15 protein-coding genes and 1 tRNA gene are annotated in these 19037 nt (G+C 63.7%); 15 read left to right on the top strand and 1 reads right to left on the bottom strand.

Annotation, left to right across the window (positions count from 1 at the left end):
• The 6 genes from ACLBXN_RS20595 to ACLBXN_RS20570 form a co-directional block, all read left to right on the top strand.
• Positions 1–393 (top strand): electron transfer flavoprotein subunit alpha/FixB family protein (locus tag ACLBXN_RS20595; protein ID WP_343679204.1); only part of this gene is annotated, 393 nt, incomplete at its 5' end.
• A 111-nt stretch (positions 394–504) separates the two neighbouring features.
• Positions 505–1491 carry a tripartite tricarboxylate transporter substrate binding protein gene (locus ACLBXN_RS20590; RefSeq protein WP_043007790.1) on the top strand — a complete coding sequence of 329 codons (987 nt, stop codon included), beginning with the start codon at positions 505–507 and terminating at the stop codon, positions 1489–1491.
• Between the two features lie 78 nt (positions 1492–1569).
• Positions 1570–3114: a class I adenylate-forming enzyme family protein gene (locus ACLBXN_RS20585; protein ID WP_447613383.1), complete on the top strand. Its 1545-nt coding sequence runs from the start codon at positions 1570–1572 to the stop codon at positions 3112–3114.
• Between the two features lie 42 nt (positions 3115–3156).
• Entirely contained in the window at positions 3157–3927 is a 771-nt protein-coding gene (locus ACLBXN_RS20580) for a class II aldolase/adducin family protein (protein WP_447613382.1), read from the top strand.
• A 152-nt stretch (positions 3928–4079) separates the two neighbouring features.
• Positions 4080–5009 carry a 2-hydroxyacid dehydrogenase gene (locus ACLBXN_RS20575; protein ID WP_447613381.1) on the top strand — a complete coding sequence of 310 codons (930 nt, stop codon included), beginning with the start codon at positions 4080–4082 and terminating at the stop codon, positions 5007–5009.
• 68 nt (positions 5010–5077) lie between these two features.
• Positions 5078–6064: a tripartite tricarboxylate transporter substrate binding protein gene (locus tag ACLBXN_RS20570; RefSeq protein ID WP_447613380.1), complete on the top strand. Its 987-nt coding sequence runs from the start codon at positions 5078–5080 to the stop codon at positions 6062–6064.
• Positions 6065–6259: 195 nt separating this feature from the next.
• On the opposite strand, the gene ACLBXN_RS20565 is transcribed toward ACLBXN_RS20570, so the two are convergent.
• Positions 6260–7294, bottom strand: a complete 1035-nt coding sequence (locus ACLBXN_RS20565) for a GlxA family transcriptional regulator (protein ID WP_447613379.1) — start codon at positions 7292–7294, stop codon at positions 6260–6262.
• Between the two features lie 96 nt (positions 7295–7390).
• On the opposite strand from ACLBXN_RS20565, the gene ACLBXN_RS20560 reads away from it, so the two are divergent.
• From ACLBXN_RS20560 to ACLBXN_RS20520, 9 genes are all read left to right on the top strand, one after another.
• Positions 7391–8767, top strand: coding sequence for an amidohydrolase (locus ACLBXN_RS20560; protein ID WP_447613378.1), 1377 nt, complete (start codon positions 7391–7393; stop codon positions 8765–8767).
• A 453-nt stretch (positions 8768–9220) separates the two neighbouring features.
• A tRNA-Gln gene (locus ACLBXN_RS20555) sits at positions 9221–9297 on the top strand.
• A 542-nt stretch (positions 9298–9839) separates the two neighbouring features.
• Positions 9840–12026 (top strand): TonB-dependent siderophore receptor, encoded by a 2187-nt coding sequence (locus ACLBXN_RS20550; protein WP_230630238.1) that lies wholly within the window; start codon positions 9840–9842, stop codon positions 12024–12026.
• Positions 12027–12038: 12 nt separating this feature from the next.
• Positions 12039–12332, top strand: a complete 294-nt coding sequence (locus ACLBXN_RS20545; RefSeq protein WP_407714039.1) for a hypothetical protein — start codon at positions 12039–12041, stop codon at positions 12330–12332.
• Positions 12332–14053, top strand: a complete 1722-nt coding sequence (locus ACLBXN_RS20540) for a PepSY-associated TM helix domain-containing protein (protein ID WP_447613377.1) — start codon at positions 12332–12334, stop codon at positions 14051–14053. Before ACLBXN_RS20545 ends, ACLBXN_RS20540 begins: the two co-directional genes overlap by 1 nt.
• Positions 14050–14391, top strand: coding sequence for a DUF3325 domain-containing protein (locus tag ACLBXN_RS20535; RefSeq protein WP_447613376.1), 342 nt, complete (start codon positions 14050–14052; stop codon positions 14389–14391). The genes ACLBXN_RS20540 and ACLBXN_RS20535 overlap by 4 nt, the downstream gene beginning before the upstream one ends.
• Before the next feature lie 109 nt (positions 14392–14500).
• On the top strand, positions 14501–15682 hold the full coding sequence (locus ACLBXN_RS20530) for an efflux RND transporter periplasmic adaptor subunit (protein ID WP_043006703.1): 1182 nt from the start codon (positions 14501–14503) through the stop codon (positions 15680–15682).
• Between the two features lie 5 nt (positions 15683–15687).
• Positions 15688–17646, top strand: a complete 1959-nt coding sequence (locus ACLBXN_RS20525) for an ABC transporter permease (RefSeq protein WP_447613387.1) — start codon at positions 15688–15690, stop codon at positions 17644–17646.
• A gap of 2 nt (positions 17647–17648) precedes the next feature.
• Positions 17649–19037, top strand: a complete 1389-nt coding sequence (locus ACLBXN_RS20520) for an efflux transporter outer membrane subunit (protein ID WP_447613375.1) — start codon at positions 17649–17651, stop codon at positions 19035–19037.

The raw sequence follows: 19037 nt of genomic DNA, 5'->3' as shown, positions 1-19037 counted from the left end.
CGCGAAGTGACCAAGAGCGAGCGTCCCGAGCTGACGGCCGCCAAGATCATCGTCTCCGGCGGTCGCGCGCTGGGCTCGGCCGAGAAATTCCAGGAAGTCATGTCGCCGCTGGCCGACAAGCTGGGTGCCGCCATCGGTGCCAGCCGCGCTGCTGTCGATGCGGGCTACGCCCCCAACGACCTGCAGGTGGGCCAGACCGGCAAGATCGTGGCGCCGCAGCTGTACATTGCCTGCGGTATTTCTGGCGCGATCCAGCATCTGGCGGGCATGAAGGACTCCAAGGTGATCGTGGCGATCAACAAGGACCCCGAAGCACCGATCTTCTCGGTGGCTGATTACGGTCTGGAAGCCGACCTGTTCCAGGCAGTGCCGGAGCTGGTGAAGACGATCTAAGCATTGCCATGGCAATGCACGGCCCGGACAACGGTGTCCGGGCCCTGGCCAGAGCGGCACACAAGGTATGTGCCCCGGCCCCACCTGGTTCAGAGATTCAGGAGACAAGACATGCAGATTTCCCTTGACCGCCGCAGCCTGGTTCTCGCCACAGCCGCCTTTTTGACTGCCGCTGGCACCGGCGCATCAGCCTGGGCACAGTCCGGCGACTATCCTGCGCGGCCCGTCACGCTGATAGTGCCGTTCCCGGCCGGTGGCCCCACCGACCGCCATATGCGTACGCTGGCCGATATTGCGGGCAAGCAGCTGGGCCAGCCCATCATCGTCGAGAACAAGCCCGGCGCTGGCGGCACGCTGGGTCCCGGTGCCATGGCGCGCACCGCCAAGCCCGACGGCTACACCATCACCCAGTTCCCCATGTCCATGCTGCGCATGGCGCATATGCAAAAGACCGCCTGGAACCCGGTCACGGACTTCACCTACATCATCGGTGTCTCGGGCTATACCTTCGGTTTCACGGTGCGATCGGACTCTCCCTACAAGAGTTTCAACGAGTACATCGCCGCCGCACGCAAGACTCCTGGCAAGATCGAATACGGCTCCACGGGCATAGGTTCCTCGCCGCATCTGCTGATGGAGGAGCTGGCCGAGAACGCCAAGGTCACTCTCAACCATGTGCCTTTCAAGGGCAACGCCGACCTGCAGCAGGCCTTGCTGGGCGGTCATGTGGCCGCGCAAAGCGATGCCTCGGGTTGGGACACCTATGTGAATGGCGGCCAGATGCGCCTGCTCATGACCTTTGGCGAAAAGCGCACCCAGCGCTGGCCCGACGTGCCCACGGCCAAGGAGCTGGGCTATGGCGTGGTCTCCACCTCGCCCTACGGCCTGGCCGGCCCCAAGGGCATGGATCCGGCGGTGGTGCGCAAGCTGCACGATGCCTTCAAGAAGGCCATGGACGATCCGCGCCACGTCGAGGTGCTCAGGCAGCTCAACCAGGACGCTTGGTACCGCTCGGGCGCCGACTATGCGCAATGGGCCAGGGAGGCCTTTGCCAAGGACAAGATACTGATAGACCGACTGGGTCTGGCTGCCAAATAAGCCGCTGTCTGCCCAAGCGCCTGCAGGGCCGGGGGCTCGCAGGCGCAGCCTGCTTGCCATTCCTGAAACGGAGCCTTCATGACTGTCCGCCTGCCTTCTCCCGATGCCCCCTTCACCACGCTGGCCGAGCTGATCCGCAGCCATGCGCGCCAGCAGCCCGACCATGCCGCGCTGCGTGACGACCAGCAGGCCCTGAGCTATGCCCAGCTCGACGTCCTCATGGACCGCGTGGCCGCCGCGCTACAGCGCGACGGCGTGCAGCCGGGCCAGGCCATTGCCATCTGCGCGTTGAGTTCCGTGCGCTATGCCGTGCTATTCCTCGGAGCCTTGCGCGCGGGCGTGGTGGTCGCGCCGCTGGCGCCATCCTCCACTGCCGAGAGCCTGGCTTCCATGCTGCGCGATGCCCAGGCGCGTCACCTGTTCCTCGACAAGGCGGCTCAGGACCTGGTGCCCGCAGACACCGGGCTGCAATGCATCTCGCTGGACGGCGCGGTGCCGGGCAGAGCCTTCGAGGACTGGCTGGCACCCGAAGGCGCGCAGCCCGCAGCCGTGAGTGTGGAGCCCGAGGCTGCGTTCAACATCATCTATTCCTCTGGCACCACGGGGACTCCCAAGGGCATCGTGCAGTCGCACGGCATGCGCTGGACCCATATCAACCGGGGCGGAGTCTACGGCTACGGCCCCGAGGGTACGACGCTAGTGGCCACGCCGCTGTACTCCAACACCACGCTGGTGGTGTTCTTCCCCACGCTGGGCAGCGGCGGCTGCGTGGTGCTCATGCCCAAGTTCGACGCGGCGCGCTATCTGCAACTGGCCCAGCAGCACCGCGTCACCCACACCATGCTGGTGCCTGTGCAGTACCAGCGCATCATGGCACTGCCGCAGTTCGGCGAGCATGACCTGTCGAGCTTTCAGGCCAAGTTCTGCACCAGTGCACCGTTTCGCGCCGAGCTCAAGGCCGATGTGGTGGCGCGCTGGCCAGGCAGTCTCACCGAGTTCTACGGCATGACCGAAGGCGGGGGCACCTGCATACTTGAAGCCCATATGCACCCGGACAAGCTGCACACCGTGGGCCAGCCCGCCGAAGGCCATGACATCCGCCTCATCGACGAGGAGGGCCGCGAGCTGGGCCCCGGCGCAGACGGCGAGGTCGTGGGCCATTCGGCCAGCATGATGACCGGCTACCACGGCCAGCCCGCCAAGACGCGTGAGGCCGAATGGTTCGATGCCACGGGCAAGCGCTTCATCCGTACGGGCGATGTGGGCCGCTTCGACGCCGACGGCTTCCTGACCCTGTTCGATAGACGCAAGGACATGATCATCAGCGGCGGCTTCAACATCTACCCCAGCGACCTGGAGGCTCAGCTGCGGGTCCACCCGGCCGTGGACGATGTGGCCGTGGTCGGCGTTCCCTCCGATCAATGGGGCGAGACGCCAGTGGCCTATGTGGTGTCGCGCACGGGCCAGCCGGCCCGGCCCGAGGAGATCATGGGCTGGTACAACCAGCAAGCCGGCAAGACCCAGCGCCTGGCCGACCTACGCTTCATCGCCGAGCTGCCGCGCAGTGCCATCGGCAAGGTGCTCAAGCGCGAACTGCGCGATCAGTACGCTGCGGGACGCTGAGCCTGTCTTCCATTCCACGATGCCCATCACGAGACCTATCCCATGAGTCATGACACCACGATGTCCGAAGTCCGCCGCCGGGTGACGCCCGAAGAGTGGCAGACCCGCGTCGAGCTGGCTGCCGCCTATCGGCTGGTCGCACACTTCGGCTGGGACGACCTGATCTTCACCCATATCTCGGCGCGCGTGCCGGGCCAGCCCGGCCAGTTCCTGATCAACCCCTACGGCATGCTGTTCGACGAGATCACGGCATCCAGTCTGGTCAAGGTCGATCACGAAGGCCAGCCGCTGATGGAGAGCGAGTACGACGTCAACCCCGCCGGCTTCGTCATCCACAGCGCCATCCACGACGGCCGGCCCGAGGTGCAGTGCGTGCTGCACACGCATACCCGGTACGGCGTTGCCGTGTCGGCGCAAAAGGATGGACTGCTGCCCATTTCGCAGCAGTCCATCTTCCCGCTGGTGCGCCTGGCCTACCATGACTACGAGGGCGTGGCCCTGCGCGATGACGAGAAGCCGCGCCTGGTGGACGATCTGGGTGCCAGCAACTTCCTCATCCTGCGCAATCACGGCCTGCTGACCTGTGGACGCAGCGTGGCCGAGGCCGTGCTGGCCATGTACACGCTGGAGTCGGCCTGCCGCATCCAGATCTTGGCACAGTCGGGTGGCGGCGAGCTGACGCGCATTCCACAGACCATCATTGCCGACGCGGTCAACCAGTCGCGCCAGGTTACCAAGGGCAAGGGCGCGGGCCTGGCCTGGCCGGGCCTGCTGCGCCGCCTGGACCGCATCGATCCAAGTTATAAGGACTAACACCCCCTGAGTCGCTGCGCGCCTTCCCCCTCTCTCGCTTCGCGGGAGGGGGACGACACCCTCGCTGCGGGGCGGCCCTTGCTTGGTGTCCCTCGCTTGGGCTGTTGCCGTTTCGCAGGCAGCGAACAGAGCTCAGATTCATGGAGAAATCAATGGGAATTCTGGTCAACATCCACCCCAGCATGGGCGCGCCCATTGTCGAGTCGCTGCGCGCGCTGGCGCCCGACGTACAGGTCTGGGCCCATCGCGACGAGGCGCCGGCCGACGCGGTCGAAACCATGCTGGCCTGGAGCCTCAAGCCCGGCGTGCTGTCGGCCTATCCGAAGCTCAAGCTGCTGTGCGCGCCCAGTGCGGGCGTGGACAAACTGCTGGCCGTACCCGATCTGCCGGCTGGCCTGCCCGTGGCGCGTACGGTCGATCCGCAGCAGCATGTGGAGATTGCCCAGTATGTGGTCGGCACCGCGCTGCGCCATACGCGCGAGCTGGATCTGTTCGCACGCCAGCAGCAGGCGGGAGACTGGCTGCGCCGCCCCGTGCGCGCCAGCGCCGACTGCCGCGTGGGTATTCTGGGTCTGGGCGAGGTCGGCCGCTTCGTGGCTGCTGCCATGCAGGCCGTGGGCTATCCTGTTGCTGGCTGGAGCCGCAGCGCCAAGAACATTGCCGGCCTGACCACGCACAGCGGTGCCCAGGGTCTGCAGCAACTGCTGTCCGCCAGCGACATTCTGGTCTGCGCCTTGCCGCTCACGCCCGAGACGCGCGATCTGCTGAACCGCCGCACGCTGTCCTTGTTGCCGCGCGGCGCCTACTTCATCAACGTGGGGCGCGGCGAGCAGGTGGTCGAGGATGAACTGCTGGCCCTGCTCGACGAAGGCCATCTGGCCGGCGCCGCGCTGGACGTGCTGCGCGAGGAGCCGCCCCAGCCCGGCAACAAGGTATGGGGGCACGCCAAGGCCTTTGTCACTCCGCATATCGCGGCCCAGGCCTCGGCCGATACCGTGGCCCGTCAGTGCCTGGAGAACCTGCGCCGCCTGCGCGCGGGCGAGCCTTTGCTCAATCTGGTGGATGTGGCCCGCGGGTACTGAGTCATCCTTGCCCTTCACTGCCGCGCTGACGCGCGGCACCTTTTTCCGAAAAAAACCAAGAGACATTCATGCCTTCGACATCTCGCCGCAGCTTTCTGCAATCGAGCGCCGCAGCCGGCGCCGCCATGCTGGCTCCCTCGGTCTGGGCCCAGAGCCCCTGGCCCTCCAAGCCCATACGCATCGTGGTTCCCTACACCGCGGGCGGCTTCACCGACCAGATGGCACGCCTGCTGCAGGTGGGTTTGCAGAAAGCGCTGGGCCAGCCCATCGTCATCGATAACAAGCCGGGCGCGAACAGTCTCATCGGTGTGGATCAGGTGGCAAAGTCTGCGCCCGATGGCTACACGTTCGGAGTGGTGATTGCCGCTTATGCGGCCAATACCACGCTGTATCCCAAGCTGCCCTACAACCCCGGCAAGGATCTGGTCGGCGTATCTCTGATGGGGATCTCGCCGCTGGTTGCAGCGGTGTCCACCAATGCACCGTTCAAGACCACGCAGGAGCTGATTGCCTATGCCAAGGCGCATCCGGGCAAAGTCAGCTTTGGCTCTTCGGGAAGCGGCTCCAGCGCGCATCTGACGACCGAGCTGTTGAAGCTGCTGACCAAGACGGACATGACCCATGTGCCTTACAAGGGAGCCGCACCGGCACTGACTGATCTCATGGGCGGCCAGATTCCCTTGTTCCTCGATCCCCCGCCCAATCTGATCCAGCCTGCCAAGGCCGGTCGCATCCGCCTCATCGGCGTGGCCAGCGACAAGCGGCTGGCGGTGCTGCCCGATGTACCGACGTTTGCCGAGCAAGGCATTCCCGAGCTGATGGGCAGTACCTGGGCTGCAATGATTGCCCCGGCAGGAGTGCCCAAGGAGATTGTGCAGCGCATGTCCGCCGAAGTCGCTCGCATCATTCGCAGCCCTGAAATCACGCAGCGCATGCAGCAGACCATGGGCACGTTTGCCGAAGGATCGACGCCCGAGGAATGCGATCGCTTCATTGCTGCGGAAACCGCCAAATGGGGGAAAGTGATCCGTGAGGCCAAGGTGACGTTGGACTAGGCTTGCTGGCCTGGTCTGTCCCCGGCAGGGAGCGACACAGGCCTCAAGAGAAATGGCGCGGCTTGCGGGTGAGGTGAATGCAGAGGGATCTCCTCATGGGCCTATGGTGCGAAGTAGAGATGGCTGCATCGTGGCAACCCCTGCCGAACAAGCCCGCGACAATCAGATGAGATCTCCTCCAGCTTGCAGGTGCACTCAAGGCCGCGCAATCTCGCTGGCGGCCACGCGCCACCGCCTCCTCGGCGCCCTCAATGCATGCCTTTCCCGATAGGCCGCGGGCGTCATTCCCACATACCGGGCGAACACCCGCCGGAACGCCGAGGCATCCTCGTATCCGCAGGCCAGCGCCACGGAGGGCACGCTCTCCAGCGTGATCTCCAGCAGCACACGAGCCCGTGCGCAGCGCAGGCGGTGCAGGTGATCGAGTGGGCTGTGCCCCAACTCCTGCTGGAAATGGCGCAGCAGGGTGCGCGGGCTGGCCGATACCGCGTCCGCCAGCGCCCGCAGGTCATAGGGCTGCTCCACGCGCGTCTCCAGCCAGGCTATGGCATGGGCTAGCACGCTGGTCCGCGTGGCGGGAATGCGGCGATCTTGCATGGCGGCGCGCGTGGCGCGTTCGCGCTGGGGATCGGGCTGCACAACGGCGGCCAGCGCCTCGGCCAGCTCGTCGCCGAAGGCATGTCGCGTGAGCGCCAGAGCCAGGGGCACCAGGGCTTCTGGGTGGGAGGCACTGAGCCAGGGCCTGTCGTCCACAAAGGGTTGGCCCTCGGCAAGTTCTATGCTGGCAAAGTCCAGTCCGAATCCGCCCATGAAATACCAGGGAAGGGCCACACGGCGGCCCTCGCCGCGCCCGCTGGCGGCCGCGAACCAGGCGCCGCTGCCCAGCGTACACACGGTCAGGCCCTGGTCGAAGGCTGTGGCGATGCGCTGCGTGAGGTCCGGATGCGCGGCGACGATGTCGCGGATGGATGGAATGTCCGGGCAGTGCAGCGCGCTTGCGAAGACGGCTTGTACCGGACCTTCGGCCAGTGCGCCTTCGGCCGTGTGCGGCATGGCCGGCAGGGGCTGGCCCCGGCCATCGACCCAGCGCCAGCCAAAGCGCGGTGCGCGCCGGCCAAGGCGCAGGCTGGCAACGAGGTTGGCGCTGCGCAGCATCTCCACGAGATGCGCGGCGTGGCCTGTGGCGCTGTGCTCCAGGCAGGGCAGCTCGATGACGAAGGTTCGGGGCATGGCGTTTCTGACTCCTCGAATGGCGATTTCGCCGTGTCTGTCACAGGCGCTTCACTTTTAGCATGACTGCTTGTGCCATTTTTCAGGGTCACGAAGATGCTTCACAAACGGTCCGAGACAAAGCTTTCCACACCACCCAGCACAGGCCTGCGCCGCATTGCGCTGGCCGGCTTGCTGGCCTGCGGCCTGCCGCTGGCAGCCAGCGCGCAGGGGCTGGATGCCCAGGCTCTGGCGGCGCTGGATGCTGCCATTGAGCCGCTGGCTCCCAAGATGGTGGAGTGGCGTCGCGACATTCACCAGCATCCCGAACTGTCGGGCCAGGAGGAACGCACGGCCAAGCTGGTGGCCGATCACCTGCGCCGCCTGGGCATGGAGGTGCAGACCGGCGTGGGCGGCACGGGCGTGGTGGGGGTGCTGCGCGGCGGCCAGCCGGGCAAGACAGTGGCCCTGCGCGCCGATATGGATGCACTGCCCGTGGCCGAGAAGACGGGCCTGCCCTTTGCCTCCAAGGCCAAGTCACAGTACATGGGCAAGCAGGTCTCGGTCATGCATGCCTGCGGGCACGATGCCCACGTGGCCATGCTCATGGGCGCGGCCGAGGCGCTGGCAGGCATGCGCACCAGGCTGCCGGGCACGGTGAAGTTCATCTTCCAGCCGGCCGAGGAAGGCGCTCCAGTGGAAGCCGATGCCCATGGCCATGTACCCAGTTTCGGTGCCAAGGCCATGGTGGAGGCCGGCGTGCTCAAGGATGTGCAGGCCATCTACGGCCTGCACATCACGGCCAATCTTCCCTCGGGCATGGTGGGCTACCGCAGCGGGCCGCTGATGGCGGGCTCGGACAGCCTGAACATTCAGGTCGAGGGCCGGGGCGGCCATGGCTCGTCGCCGTGGAGTGCGGTCGATCCCATCGTCGCGGCCAGCCAGGTGGTGCTGGGCCTGCAGACAGTGGTCAGCCGCCAGCTCAACATCAGCCTGGAGCCGGCCGTGCTGACCATTGGTTCCATCCAGGGCGGCACGCGCTACAACATCATTCCCGACAATGTCGAGATGCAGGGCACGCTGCGCACCTTTGACGAAGACATGCGTCAGGAAGCCCACAAGCGAATCACGGCCACGGCCGAGCAGATCGCGGCCTCCAGCGGCGCCAAGGCCAAGGTGCGCTTCGGCCCCGTGGCCTATCCGGTCACTACCAATCCGGCTGCACTGACCGAGGCCTCGCTGCCCGCGCTCAAGCTGGCCCTGGGCGGCAAGGCCATGGTGATTCCAAAGGTCAGCGGTTCCGAGGACTTTTCGGAGTTCCAGAAAGTAGTGCCGGGATTCTTCTACTTCCTGGGTGCACCGCCGGCAGGCCAGGACTTCACCAAGGCAGCGCCTAACCACTCGCCGCTGTTCGACATCGACGAGAAGCAACTGCCCACCGGTGCACGTTCGCTGGCCGCGCTGGCCGTGGACTATCTGCAGCGCAACCCATAGTCGTTGTTCCCCTGAGCGGCTGAGGTCGCTTCCCTTAGGTCGCTTGCCTTTGTGCGGCACCCCTCTCTCGCTGTGAGGGGGGCTGCACCTTTGCTACTGCACGGCCGATCTGGGGCCTTTGTGGCTATGTCCGATGCATCAATGTTTGCCGAGCAAGGCATCCCCGACCTGATGGGCAGCGCCACTGTCGCCGCTGAAGCTACCCTGTGGGGCCAATGGAAGAGGCGGCAAGAAGGGGACGAACTGCTCCGCCGCATGGTCCGCAAGCCTGGGCCTCAGGCACATGACTCAGAAAACGTGGGTGGCCAGAAACAAGTCGATTCGGTGCAGCGAAAGGCATTGGCAAGTGTTGAATGCTTCGGACCAAAGCATTGATTCGCTGACCGTGATTTTGTTTGGTAATGGGTGTTCTTTGAAACCCGGGGAAAACCGGGCTATAATCGCTATCTCTTTAGGGGAGTCGCCAAGCTGGTTAAGGCACTGGATTTTGATTCCAGCATGCGAAGGTTCGAATCCTTCTTCCCCTGCCAAGATACAAAAGCCCCGGTTGTTCATGCAGCCGGGGCTTTTTCTTTGTGCTCGATGAGCACTGCCATCTTTGGAAGAGGGCCTGCTACCGCCATTGAGTGACGCTCATGCCAGGTATCTTCCAAGCGCCGGGCGCTTCGCAAAAGCCCACTTTCCAATCGGAAGCTGCTGAGTGAGTCGCCACGCCACGCAGCGCCAGACAGCCTTGTTAATGCACCGAAGCCAGCTTGATGCCTGGTGTGGATAGCACTAGCCCGGACATGAGCCAGGCAACAGGCTGGCAGATGCGCAACGATACGGCCTGCAGAGACAGGTGCTATCGTTTTACAAAACAGTGGCAATTTTTTTACCTGAGCTTTACAATCTGCGCGCAAATGGAATTGAGAGTGATTCTCGTTCTGTTCTTTGCTGCCAGCCCGTATACGGTCTCTCCGTTCCAGCCACAGCGTCATAGGTTCTTCGGCATTCCCTGCCTGAAGAGAACACCCAGGTTTGTTTTTTTACGCTCATGCTGGAACGCTCGTTTTGCCCCGTAGCCGGGGCTTTGCCATTTCGTCTTCACGCCACGGCTGTGGCAGTCAGTGTGCTTTGCCTGCTGCCCGGTATCGGTCATGCACAGGAGGATGCTGGATCGACACTTGCGGAAGTGACCGTGCAGGAGAAGGCCGTTCCCAATGTCTATGGTGAGTCGAGTGACTCCTATGTGCCAGGCGCGGTGGAAGTCGGCAAGGCGGCGCAGTCTCTGCGCGAGGTTCCGCAATCGGTGACGGTGGTGACCCGACAGCGCATGGACGATCAGGCCATGCGCACGCTCGATGATGTGATGAACTACACCACCGGGATCACTCGCGAAGAGACCTGGCTGGACACCACCTATCTGTCCCGTGGCATGAACATCACCAACTTCCGGTTTGATGGCGGTGCTGCCAGCTCCTCTCGTTCAGGCAGCCGCAGTCTGGACATGGCGCAGTTCGACAGCGTCAGTGTGCTGCGCGGGGCCGACGGTCTGTTCGGCGCGGGCGAGGCGGGCGGGGTTCTGAACTTCACCTACAAAAGGCCCCAGGCCAAGCGTCAGACGCAGGTTCTGCTTTCCGGCGGAACCATGAGCAACTACCGCGCCGAGCTGGACACCACGGGTGCGTTGAACGAAAGCGGAACTCTGCGCGGCCGTTTCGTGGCCGTGAACCATGACCGCAAGGAAATGGCCACGCCCTCCAAGCTCAAGCGGCAGATGCTGTATGGGGCGCTGGAGATGGACCTGACGCCCAGCACAGTCGCCACACTGGGTGCCAGCTATCAGAAAGATAGAAATACGGGCTTCAATGCCAGCCTGCCGCGCTACGCGGACGGCAGCGATATCGGCTTTGCGCGCAATACCAACTTTGGCGCGCCCTGGAACTGGATCAATCGCGAAAACACCACGGTCTTTGCCAAGCTGGAGCAGCAGCTCGGCAACGACTGGCTTCTCAAGACCCAGCTAAGGCACACCCGCTTCAACGAAGGCGTGAACGGCGCGGAGATTGAAAGTTCGCCAGATCCCGTCACGCTGCAGGGGGCTGACTGGTGGATTCATCAAGCCAAGTCGCGCGAGCGTGAAACCAGCTTCGACATCAATTTGCAGGGTGGCTTCGATGCCTTCGGTCAACGGCACGATGTGATCCTTGGTTTCGATCAGCACCGAAACAGCAACACCTACCGGAGCCTGTGGCCGAGAGTGGGGCCGGCCGACGTCTTCAACCGGATCCCACCGGAAGACCCGGGCTATCCGCTCGGTGACTGGACCAGCGGCTCGCAGACAAAAACGCAAAAGAGCGGCCTCTATGGCTCTATTCGCCTGCGTCCCGTGGAGCGTTGGTCCGTGGTGCTCGGCGGACGCTATGTGCTGCAGGATCGCAATACCCAGCACGACATGAATGGCGCGCTCACGGCCAATAGCCGGGAGTCGAATGTCTTTGTGCCCTATATGGGGCTGATGCATGAGCTGACCAAGTCCACCAACCTGTATTTCAGCACCGCCGAGATCTATCAGTCCCAGGCCGGAAAGTTCTCTGCACCGCTGCCTGGAACACCGCTGGATCCGGTGCGTGGCCGTACCTACGAGCTGGGCGTCAAAAGCGAGCTGACCCCCAATCTGATCGCCAGTGCGGCATTGTTTCGTACCGACAAGAAAGGCGAAGCCGTTTACGACCCTGCTTACCCCCAGACCGATTGGCGCGGCGGTTGCTGCTACTTCCGCGACGGCTTCAAGCTGAGCCAGGGCATCGATCTGGAGATGACGGGGCGAATCACTCCCAATCTCCAGCTGGCGGTGGGCTACACCTACAACAGCAACGAAGACAGACGCAAGGACAGCGCCCAGTTCAGCACGGTCACGCCGCGCCATCTGTTCAAGGCCTGGGCGGACTATCGCTTGAGCGGCGATTTGCGCGGCTGGAGCGTGGGCGGCGGTGTGGTGGCGCAGAGCTCGAATTACCGGGCCTCGGGCATCAGCGCTTACAACCCGGCTACGGGCCGTTATGACGGAGCCTGGACGCCTTACAACTTCACTTCCCCGGGCTACGCAGTCTGGTCTGCACGTGCTGCCTATGCGTTCAACAAGGACTGGAGCGTGGCCGTGAATGTCGGCAACCTGTTTGACAAGACCTACTACAGCACGGTTGGTTATGCGGGCTACGGCAACTTCTACGGCGAAAAGCGTACGGTCACCGTATCGCTCAAGGGCCGTTTCTGACGAGGCGTGGCAATGTCGCAATCCGATGATTTGCACGCCGGTTGGGATCTGGGGGCGCGTTTGACGGCTGCGGTGCTGGGAGGCTATGCCGTCTCCAGCGCCTGGGTGGTCTTGTGCGGCGCCATGAGCCAATCCCGTGTCGAAACCATGGTGGGCGGCATGCAGTCCAGCTGGCTTTGGTATGTGGCGGTGGTGATCGGGGCCTTCAGCCCTGTATCGCCGCGTCGGATCTGGGGCGTGCTGCTCGTTCTGATTCTCGCCATGCTTGCAGCCACTGCAGCCTTGATCTTCCTGAAGGCACGCTGATGCAGCCGGCAAAGAAGCAATCGGGTGCAGGCAAAGGCAGCTTCCGTCAGGCCCAGGCATGGTTGCATACTTGGTGTGGCCTATGGTTCTCCTGGCTGCTGTATGCCGTTTTCCTGACGGGTACGCTGGCCGTCTTCGAGGAGCCCATCACCCATTGGATGACCCCTGAGCATCATGCCCATGAGCGAGCCGAGGCCGGGCAGGCAGGCACTGTGCTGCAAGCACAGGCTTCCCTGAGTCAGCGTCTGCAATGGGGCATGGCATACATGGAGCGGCAACACCCTGGTGCAGACATGTGGGAGCTCTGGCCTGCAGACTCCAAAGGGGGCGGGGATTTGCGCGTCTACTGGTTCGATCGCGAGGGGCAGTATGCGGCGGCCCAGCTGGATCCGAAGTCTGGCAGTGCCATGGACGCCTCTGAAGCTCCCAAGGTGCGCCAGACATTGGGAGGTCATCATTTTGTGGACTTCCACTATCAGTTGCATGCAGGACAGCTCGGACTCTGGATTGTGGGCATTGCCGCGCTTGCCATGCTGGTGGCGCTGGTCAGCGGAGTGATTACCCATAGACGAATCTTCAAGGACTTCTTCACCTTCCGCGCCCGCAAAGGACAGAGAAGCTGGCTGGACATGCACAACGCCGTGGCGGTGCTGACTTTGCCTTTCCAGTTCATGATCGCCTACACAGGTATCGCCATATCGTGCTCGACCTTCATGCCTGCCGGTATTGCGGCCTACTTCGGCAGCAGTGCCGAAGCCCTCAAGTCTTTTCAGGTGGCGCTGAATGAACCAGGCAAGCCCCAGCGCTCGGGGCAAGCCATGCAGGTGCCGGGTCTGGAGTCTTTCGTGCTGCGCGGGCAGGCCTTGATCGGACAGCCCGTGCGGGCTGTGGTGATCGACTACCCCGGAGATGCTGCAGCGCGTATTGGCGTCTATGGCTGGAATGATGCGGATGATCTGAGCAAGCGTCTCAGTCCCACCAGCGGCATGGCCATGTTCTCGGCTGCCACCGCCGAGCTGCAGCAGCTGCGCCTGCCGGGTGGTGTGGATGGCGGTGCGGCCGCGCTCACGCAATCGGTGATCGGCGGGCTGCATATGGCGACATATGGCGGGCTGCCGCTGAAGTGGGTGTACTTTATCTGTGGCCTGGCTGGCAGCGCCATGATGGCCACGGGCGCGATCCTCTTCATGGTCAAGCGGCGCGCCAAACACCAGGGAGAGTTTGGCGCCAGCACCTCCACGGTCTACCGGATGATCGAAGCCGCGAATGTGGCCGCGATTGCGGGGCTGGGTATCGCCTGCGTGGGTTTTTTGTGGGCCAACCGTTTGCTGCCCGTCGAGATGCCGCTGCGCTCCAGATGGGAGCTGGTGGTGTTCTTTGCGCTTTGGATGCTGGCGCTCATGCACGCGCTGCTGAGGTCGCCGTCCATGGCCTGGCGTGATCAGATGGCGGCGCTGGCGCTGCTTTGTCTTTTGTTGCCGGTGCTGAGCTTCGTGACGACCGGTGATCACCTGGCTGCCTATCTTCAGGAAGGTGACTGGGAAAGCGCAGGGGTGGAGCTTTTTTCTCTGGCTGTCGGGGTGGCTGCGGCTGCTTCATGGGCCTGGATGCGCAGGGCTGAAAACCTCAAAGCTGTGCGAAAGCAGAAGCCTGCCGAGACGTCTCAGAACCTGGCGGTTGCCGTGGATCCCGGTGCAGAGCGGAAAGAGAGTCTGTCATGACCCTGTGGCAGTCATCATTGCAGGCGCTTGCTCTTTCGATAGGAGGCATGACGGCTCTGGCTTTTGCCATGGATCGCCATTACGCACAACTGAGTCCGCTGGACGAGGTGCCGGTAGCGCATCGCACGGCGCTGCGTGTGCTGGGAGCAATGCTTTTGCTGGCCGTCTGTCTGCCGGCCATGCGCGGCTGGAGCGCAACGGTTGGCAGCGTGCTCGTGCTGGGGTTCTGGAGTCTGGGGGCACTCGCGACGGTCGTGGGCTTGTGGGGGTCGGCTCGCTACCTGGTGTTGGCTGCCACCGTGGCGGTGCTGGTGGTCGTGGCCAGCTGCTTTTGGTGACCAAATTCTTGAAGCCCGAGCGGCTTCTTATCTTCAGTCGCAGCGACTCGTTTCCTGGTCACGGGTTTCGGCAGCGATTGCAAATTGTTTTCTGGAGAGTGCAAGCTTGATGAAGGTGGGACAAGTCAAACGCTGGGGCGGCCTCGGGCTGCTGCTGGTCTGTGCTGCAGGCACTGCCCTGTGGTGGGGAAGTCGGCCCAGGGTCGAGTACCAAAGTGTTGTGGTGCAGCGTGAGGATGTGGAGTCCACGGTCACCGCCATCGGAACCTTGCAGCCCAGAACCTATGTCGATGTAGGGGCGCAGGTCTCGGGTCAGATCACCCGTTTGCTGGTCAGTCCAGGAGCCAGGGTCGAAAAGGGCGCATTGCTGGTGGAGATAGACCCCAGCGTGCAGCGCGCCACTGTGGATGCTGGACGGGCATCGCTGGCAAGTTTGCGTGCCCAGATCGCCGAGCAGCAGGCGCAGCTGAAGCTTGCCAGCCAGCAGTTGAAGCGGCAGCAGCAGCTGGCATCCGAAGAGGCGACCAGGCAGGAAGACGTGCAGATTGCCGAAGCCCAGGTGGCAGGTGCGGCGGCGCGCATCGATCATCTCAAAGCGCAGATGCAGCAAACCCAGGCCAGCCTCAAGGCCGATGAGGCGCGTCTGGGCTACACCCGCATCTATGCCCCCATGTCGGGCACGGTGGTGTCTGTCGATGCACGTGAAGGCCAGACCCTGAATGCAACCTATCAGACGCCCAATATCTTGCGCATTGCCGATCTGACGGCGATGACGGTCTGGACCGATGTTTCGGAAGCCGACGTGCGGCGCGTGAGGGCCGATATGCCCGTGTATTTCACGACGCTGGGCAGTGCCGGCCAGGAACAAGCCCGGCGCTGGAATGGCCGGGTGCGGCAGGTGCTGCCTGCGCCGCCGGCCAGCGTCGCGCCCGCAGCGGGCAGTGCGGCGACACCTGCTGCAGCCACCAAGGCCGTGACCTATACGGCATTGTTTGACGTGGACAACAAGGATGCTGAACTGTTGCCGCAGATGACGGCACAGGTGGTCTTTGTGACCGGAAGTGCGCCGCAGGCCTTGACGGTTCCATTGACAGCGCTTCAGTCGGAGAAGGAGCCGCAGTCACAAAGCGTCCGGGTGCTGACGGCCCAACGCCAGCCTGAGCTGCGCAGCGTGAAGCTGGGCGTCAGAAGCCGCCACCAGGTGCAGGTGCTCGATGGAGTGACCGAGGGCGAGCGCGTCATCGTCGGCGAAACCCTGATTCCCGGCGGCCTGCGGTGGTTGCAATGGTGAATGCGATGGAGCAGGCCGCGCTGATTTCGCTGCGTAGCATTCGCAAGCACTATGGCGGTGTGGGCGACCAGCCGTCGGTGACCGTATTGCATGGCATCGATCTGGATATTCGCGCGGGCGAGTATGTGGCCGTGGTGGGCAGCTCGGGCTCGGGCAAGTCCACCTTGATGAATATCCTGGGCTGCCTTGATAAGCCGAGCGACGGTTGCTATCGGTTTCAAGGTCAGGACGTGTCCTTGCTGGACTCGGATGCCCTGGCCTGGTTGCGTCGTGAAGCCTTCGGTTTCGTGTTTCAGGGCTACCACCTGATTCCCAGCGAGAGCGCTTCGGAGAATGTGCAGATGCCTGCGATATACGCAGGTTTGCCCAAGGAGCAGCGGATGCACAGGGCTCAGTTGCTGCTCGAGCGCCTGGGGTTGGGATCGCGCCTGGGCAATCGGCCCAACCAGCTCTCGGGCGGTCAGCAGCAGCGCGTGTCCATTGCCCGGGCATTGATGAACGGTGGCCACATCATCCTGGCCGACGAGCCTACCGGGGCGCTTGACTCGCATAGCGGCGCCGAGGTGATGGCCTTGCTGCGCGAGCTGGCCGATGCGGGACACACCATCATCGTGATCACGCATGATCGCGAAGTCGCCGCACAGGCGAGGCGTGTGATTGAGATCAGCGATGGACGCATCGTCAATGACAGCGCTCCTCATGGTCATCAGACCCATGGAGATGTGCCGCCGCTGACTCCGCAGCGCACCAGTGCAACGTCGGCAATTTCCTGGATCGCTGAAATCTCCGAAGCTGCGCGCAGTGCCTTGCGCGGAATGCGCATGAACCGGGTGCGTACCAGCCTGACCTTGCTGGGCATCGTGATCGGTGTGGCCTCGGTGATCGTCATGCTGGCCATCGGTGAAGGTGCTCGGCGCAAGGTGGTCGAGCAGATGGGCACCATGGGAACGGCCATTCTCTATATGGGCAGCAAGCCGCCGGCCAGCGGAGGACCTGCAGGCCAGATCACCGAAGACGATCTGGCGGCCATGCGGGAGCTGTCCTCGGTACGCAGGGTGATGCCCGTCATCGGAGACCCCGTCACGGTGCGCTATGGCAAGGCAGACAAGCAGGTCTATGTGTTTGCGGCCAGCCAGGAGATGCCGCTGGTCCACCACTGGAGGGTTGCCCAGGGTCGCTACTTCACCGATGTGGAAGACCGCGATCTGGCTCCGCTGGTGGTGATAGGGCACAAGGCACACCGGCATTTCTTTCCCGAGGTCGCCAACCCCCTGGGCCTGCAGCTGATCATCGGCAACTCGGCATTCGAAGTCATAGGCGTCATGAGCGAGCGCGGGGCTGACTCTGGCGCCCAGGACTATGACGACATGGTCTTCATTCCCTATCAGTCGGGACGCGCCAGGGTCTATCAGGCGCAGACCCAGCCCGATTACGTGGTCGTGGAGGCCAGCTCCTCGGAGCAGGTCCATGAGGCCGAGCAGTCCATCCGCAGTCTTTTGCTGGCGCGGCACGGCGGGCGGGAGGACTTCGGTATCGGCAATGCGGCGGCCCGCATTCAGGCAGAAGCCGCAACACGCCAGAGCATGGCCGTGATGCTGGGGCTGATTGCCGCAGTGTCTCTGGTGGTCGGAGGCATAGGGGTCATGAACGTGATGCTGATGACGGTGCGCGAACGTACCAGGGAGATCGGCATCCGCATGGCGGTGGGGGCCAGGCAGCGTGACATCCTGCGCCAGTTTCTGACGGAAGCCAGCATGGTGACCATTGTGGGTGGCGCCGTAGGCCTGCTTGCGGGGCTGGGCATAGGACTGGCGCTGATTGTTTCGGGGGTAGCCGTGGTGTTTTCGGTGAAAGCCATGCTGGGGGCATTTGCCTGTGCGGTGCTTACGGGTCTGGTGTTTGGCTTCATGCCGGCCAGAACGGCAGCGCGCCTGGAGCCCGTGCGAGCATTGGCGGGAGAGTAGGCATGTACAAATGGAATGCAGTCCTGGCGTCGCTTGCCTTGGCTGGATGTGCGACAACGCAATCGCCTGAAGAGGCCAGAACCATGGCTCTGGATATTCCGCAGTCCTGGGCTCTGGAGAGGGGCGCGGGCAGCGAGGAAATCAGCACCAGCTGGTGGCAGAGCTTTGGCAGCCCGGAGCTCAGCGCCTTGGTCGAGCAGGCCGCAAGCCAGAGCCTGGATGTGGCGGCCGCCGTGGCGCGGGTGCAGCAGGCCGAGGCCAGAGCCGCCTATGCCGGTGCGGCTCTCTTGCCGGAAGTGAATGCGGATTTCGGGGCTACGAGATCGGCTGCGCTGGACAGTCATAAGGAAAGAAGCGCCAGCACCTGGCGGGTCGGCCTGTCGAGCAGTTACGAGCTGGATTTTTGGGGGCGTCAGCGCGCCTTGAGGGATGCGGCCGAGTCGGGCAGACAGGCCAGCGTCTTCGACCGCGAGACAGTGCGTCTGACGGTCACGGCCTCGGTAGCCCGGGCCTGGCTGCAGTGTGTGGGCTTGCGTGAGCGCGCTGAGATTGCCCGGCTCAACCTCGAGATTTCCGAGCGGTTGCTCAAGCTGGTGGAGTCCAGGGCCCGCTACGGGGCGGCAAGCTCCGTGGAGCTGGCCCAGCAGCGCGGCCAGGTCGCCGCGCAGCAGCGTGCCCTGGCTTCGCTGCGCAAACAGACGGCTGACGCGCATGCGCTGCTGGCCCTGCTGTCGGGGCAATGGTCCATGGATCTGGTGAGCGAGACCAGTCTTTCGAATCTGAAGGTGCCGGGCATTGGCTTGGGCACGCCTGCGGATCTGATCACACGCAGACCGGACATGGCGAAGGCGGAGGCATTGCTGCTTGCTGCTGATGCCAATCTTGGCGCCGCCAGGGCCGCCATGCTGCCCCGCGTGACGCTGAGCGCAGGCCTGAGCTCCGAGAGCGGAACACTGGGCAGGATGCTGGAGAACCCCCTGTCCTCGCTGGCCGCAGGAATTCTGACGCCGATTTTTGATGCCGGGCGACTTGCCTCGAGCCGGGACCTGGCTGCAGCGCAGAAGCAGGAGCTGGTGATTGCCTATCGCCAAGCCATACTGCAGGCTTTTGGCGACGTTCAAACCGCCTTGAATGCGGTCGATGGTGTCGAGAAGCAGGCGCTGGCCCAGGCCGTGGAATTGGCCCAGGCACAGAGGGCTCTATCGTTGGCCGAAAGCCGATACAAGGCCGGAGCGGACAATCTGCAGACCTTGCTGGATGTGCAGCGTGTGGCCTATCAGAGCCGGGATCTGGCCGTTCAGATCCGTCAGGAGCGTCTGCAGGCGAGCATCGCTCTATACCGGGCCCTGGGAGGCGGCTGGAGACGAACCCCGGAAGGGCCAGAGGGTTGA

The sequence above is a fragment of the Comamonas sp. C24C genome (assembly GCF_053345995.1).
Note: the sequence above shows the minus strand (reverse complement) of the source record. Positions and strands in the feature narration are given on the sequence as shown.

Excerpts from the sequence above, each read along its gene's own strand:
- ACLBXN_RS20590 (WP_043007790.1), top strand. The coding sequence starts at position 505 with ATGCAGATTTCCCTTGACCGCCGCAGCCTGGTTCTCGCCACAGCCGCC.
- ACLBXN_RS20585 (WP_447613383.1), top strand. The coding sequence starts at position 1,570 with ATGACTGTCCGCCTGCCTTCTCCCGATGCCCCCTTCACCACGCTGGCC.
- ACLBXN_RS20580 (WP_447613382.1), top strand. The coding sequence starts at position 3,157 with ATGAGTCATGACACCACGATGTCCGAAGTCCGCCGCCGGGTGACGCCC.
- ACLBXN_RS20575 (WP_447613381.1), top strand. The coding sequence starts at position 4,080 with ATGGGAATTCTGGTCAACATCCACCCCAGCATGGGCGCGCCCATTGTC.
- ACLBXN_RS20570 (WP_447613380.1), top strand. The coding sequence starts at position 5,078 with ATGCCTTCGACATCTCGCCGCAGCTTTCTGCAATCGAGCGCCGCAGCC.
- ACLBXN_RS20565 (WP_447613379.1), bottom strand. The coding sequence starts at position 7,294 with ATGCCCCGAACCTTCGTCATCGAGCTGCCCTGCCTGGAGCACAGCGCC.
- ACLBXN_RS20560 (WP_447613378.1), top strand. The coding sequence starts at position 7,391 with ATGCTTCACAAACGGTCCGAGACAAAGCTTTCCACACCACCCAGCACA.
- ACLBXN_RS20545 (WP_407714039.1), top strand. The coding sequence starts at position 12,039 with ATGTCGCAATCCGATGATTTGCACGCCGGTTGGGATCTGGGGGCGCGT.
- ACLBXN_RS20540 (WP_447613377.1), top strand. The coding sequence starts at position 12,332 with ATGCAGCCGGCAAAGAAGCAATCGGGTGCAGGCAAAGGCAGCTTCCGT.
- ACLBXN_RS20535 (WP_447613376.1), top strand. The coding sequence starts at position 14,050 with ATGACCCTGTGGCAGTCATCATTGCAGGCGCTTGCTCTTTCGATAGGA.
- ACLBXN_RS20530 (WP_043006703.1), top strand. The coding sequence starts at position 14,501 with ATGAAGGTGGGACAAGTCAAACGCTGGGGCGGCCTCGGGCTGCTGCTG.
- ACLBXN_RS20525 (WP_447613387.1), top strand. The coding sequence starts at position 15,688 with ATGGAGCAGGCCGCGCTGATTTCGCTGCGTAGCATTCGCAAGCACTAT.
- ACLBXN_RS20520 (WP_447613375.1), top strand. The coding sequence starts at position 17,649 with ATGTACAAATGGAATGCAGTCCTGGCGTCGCTTGCCTTGGCTGGATGT.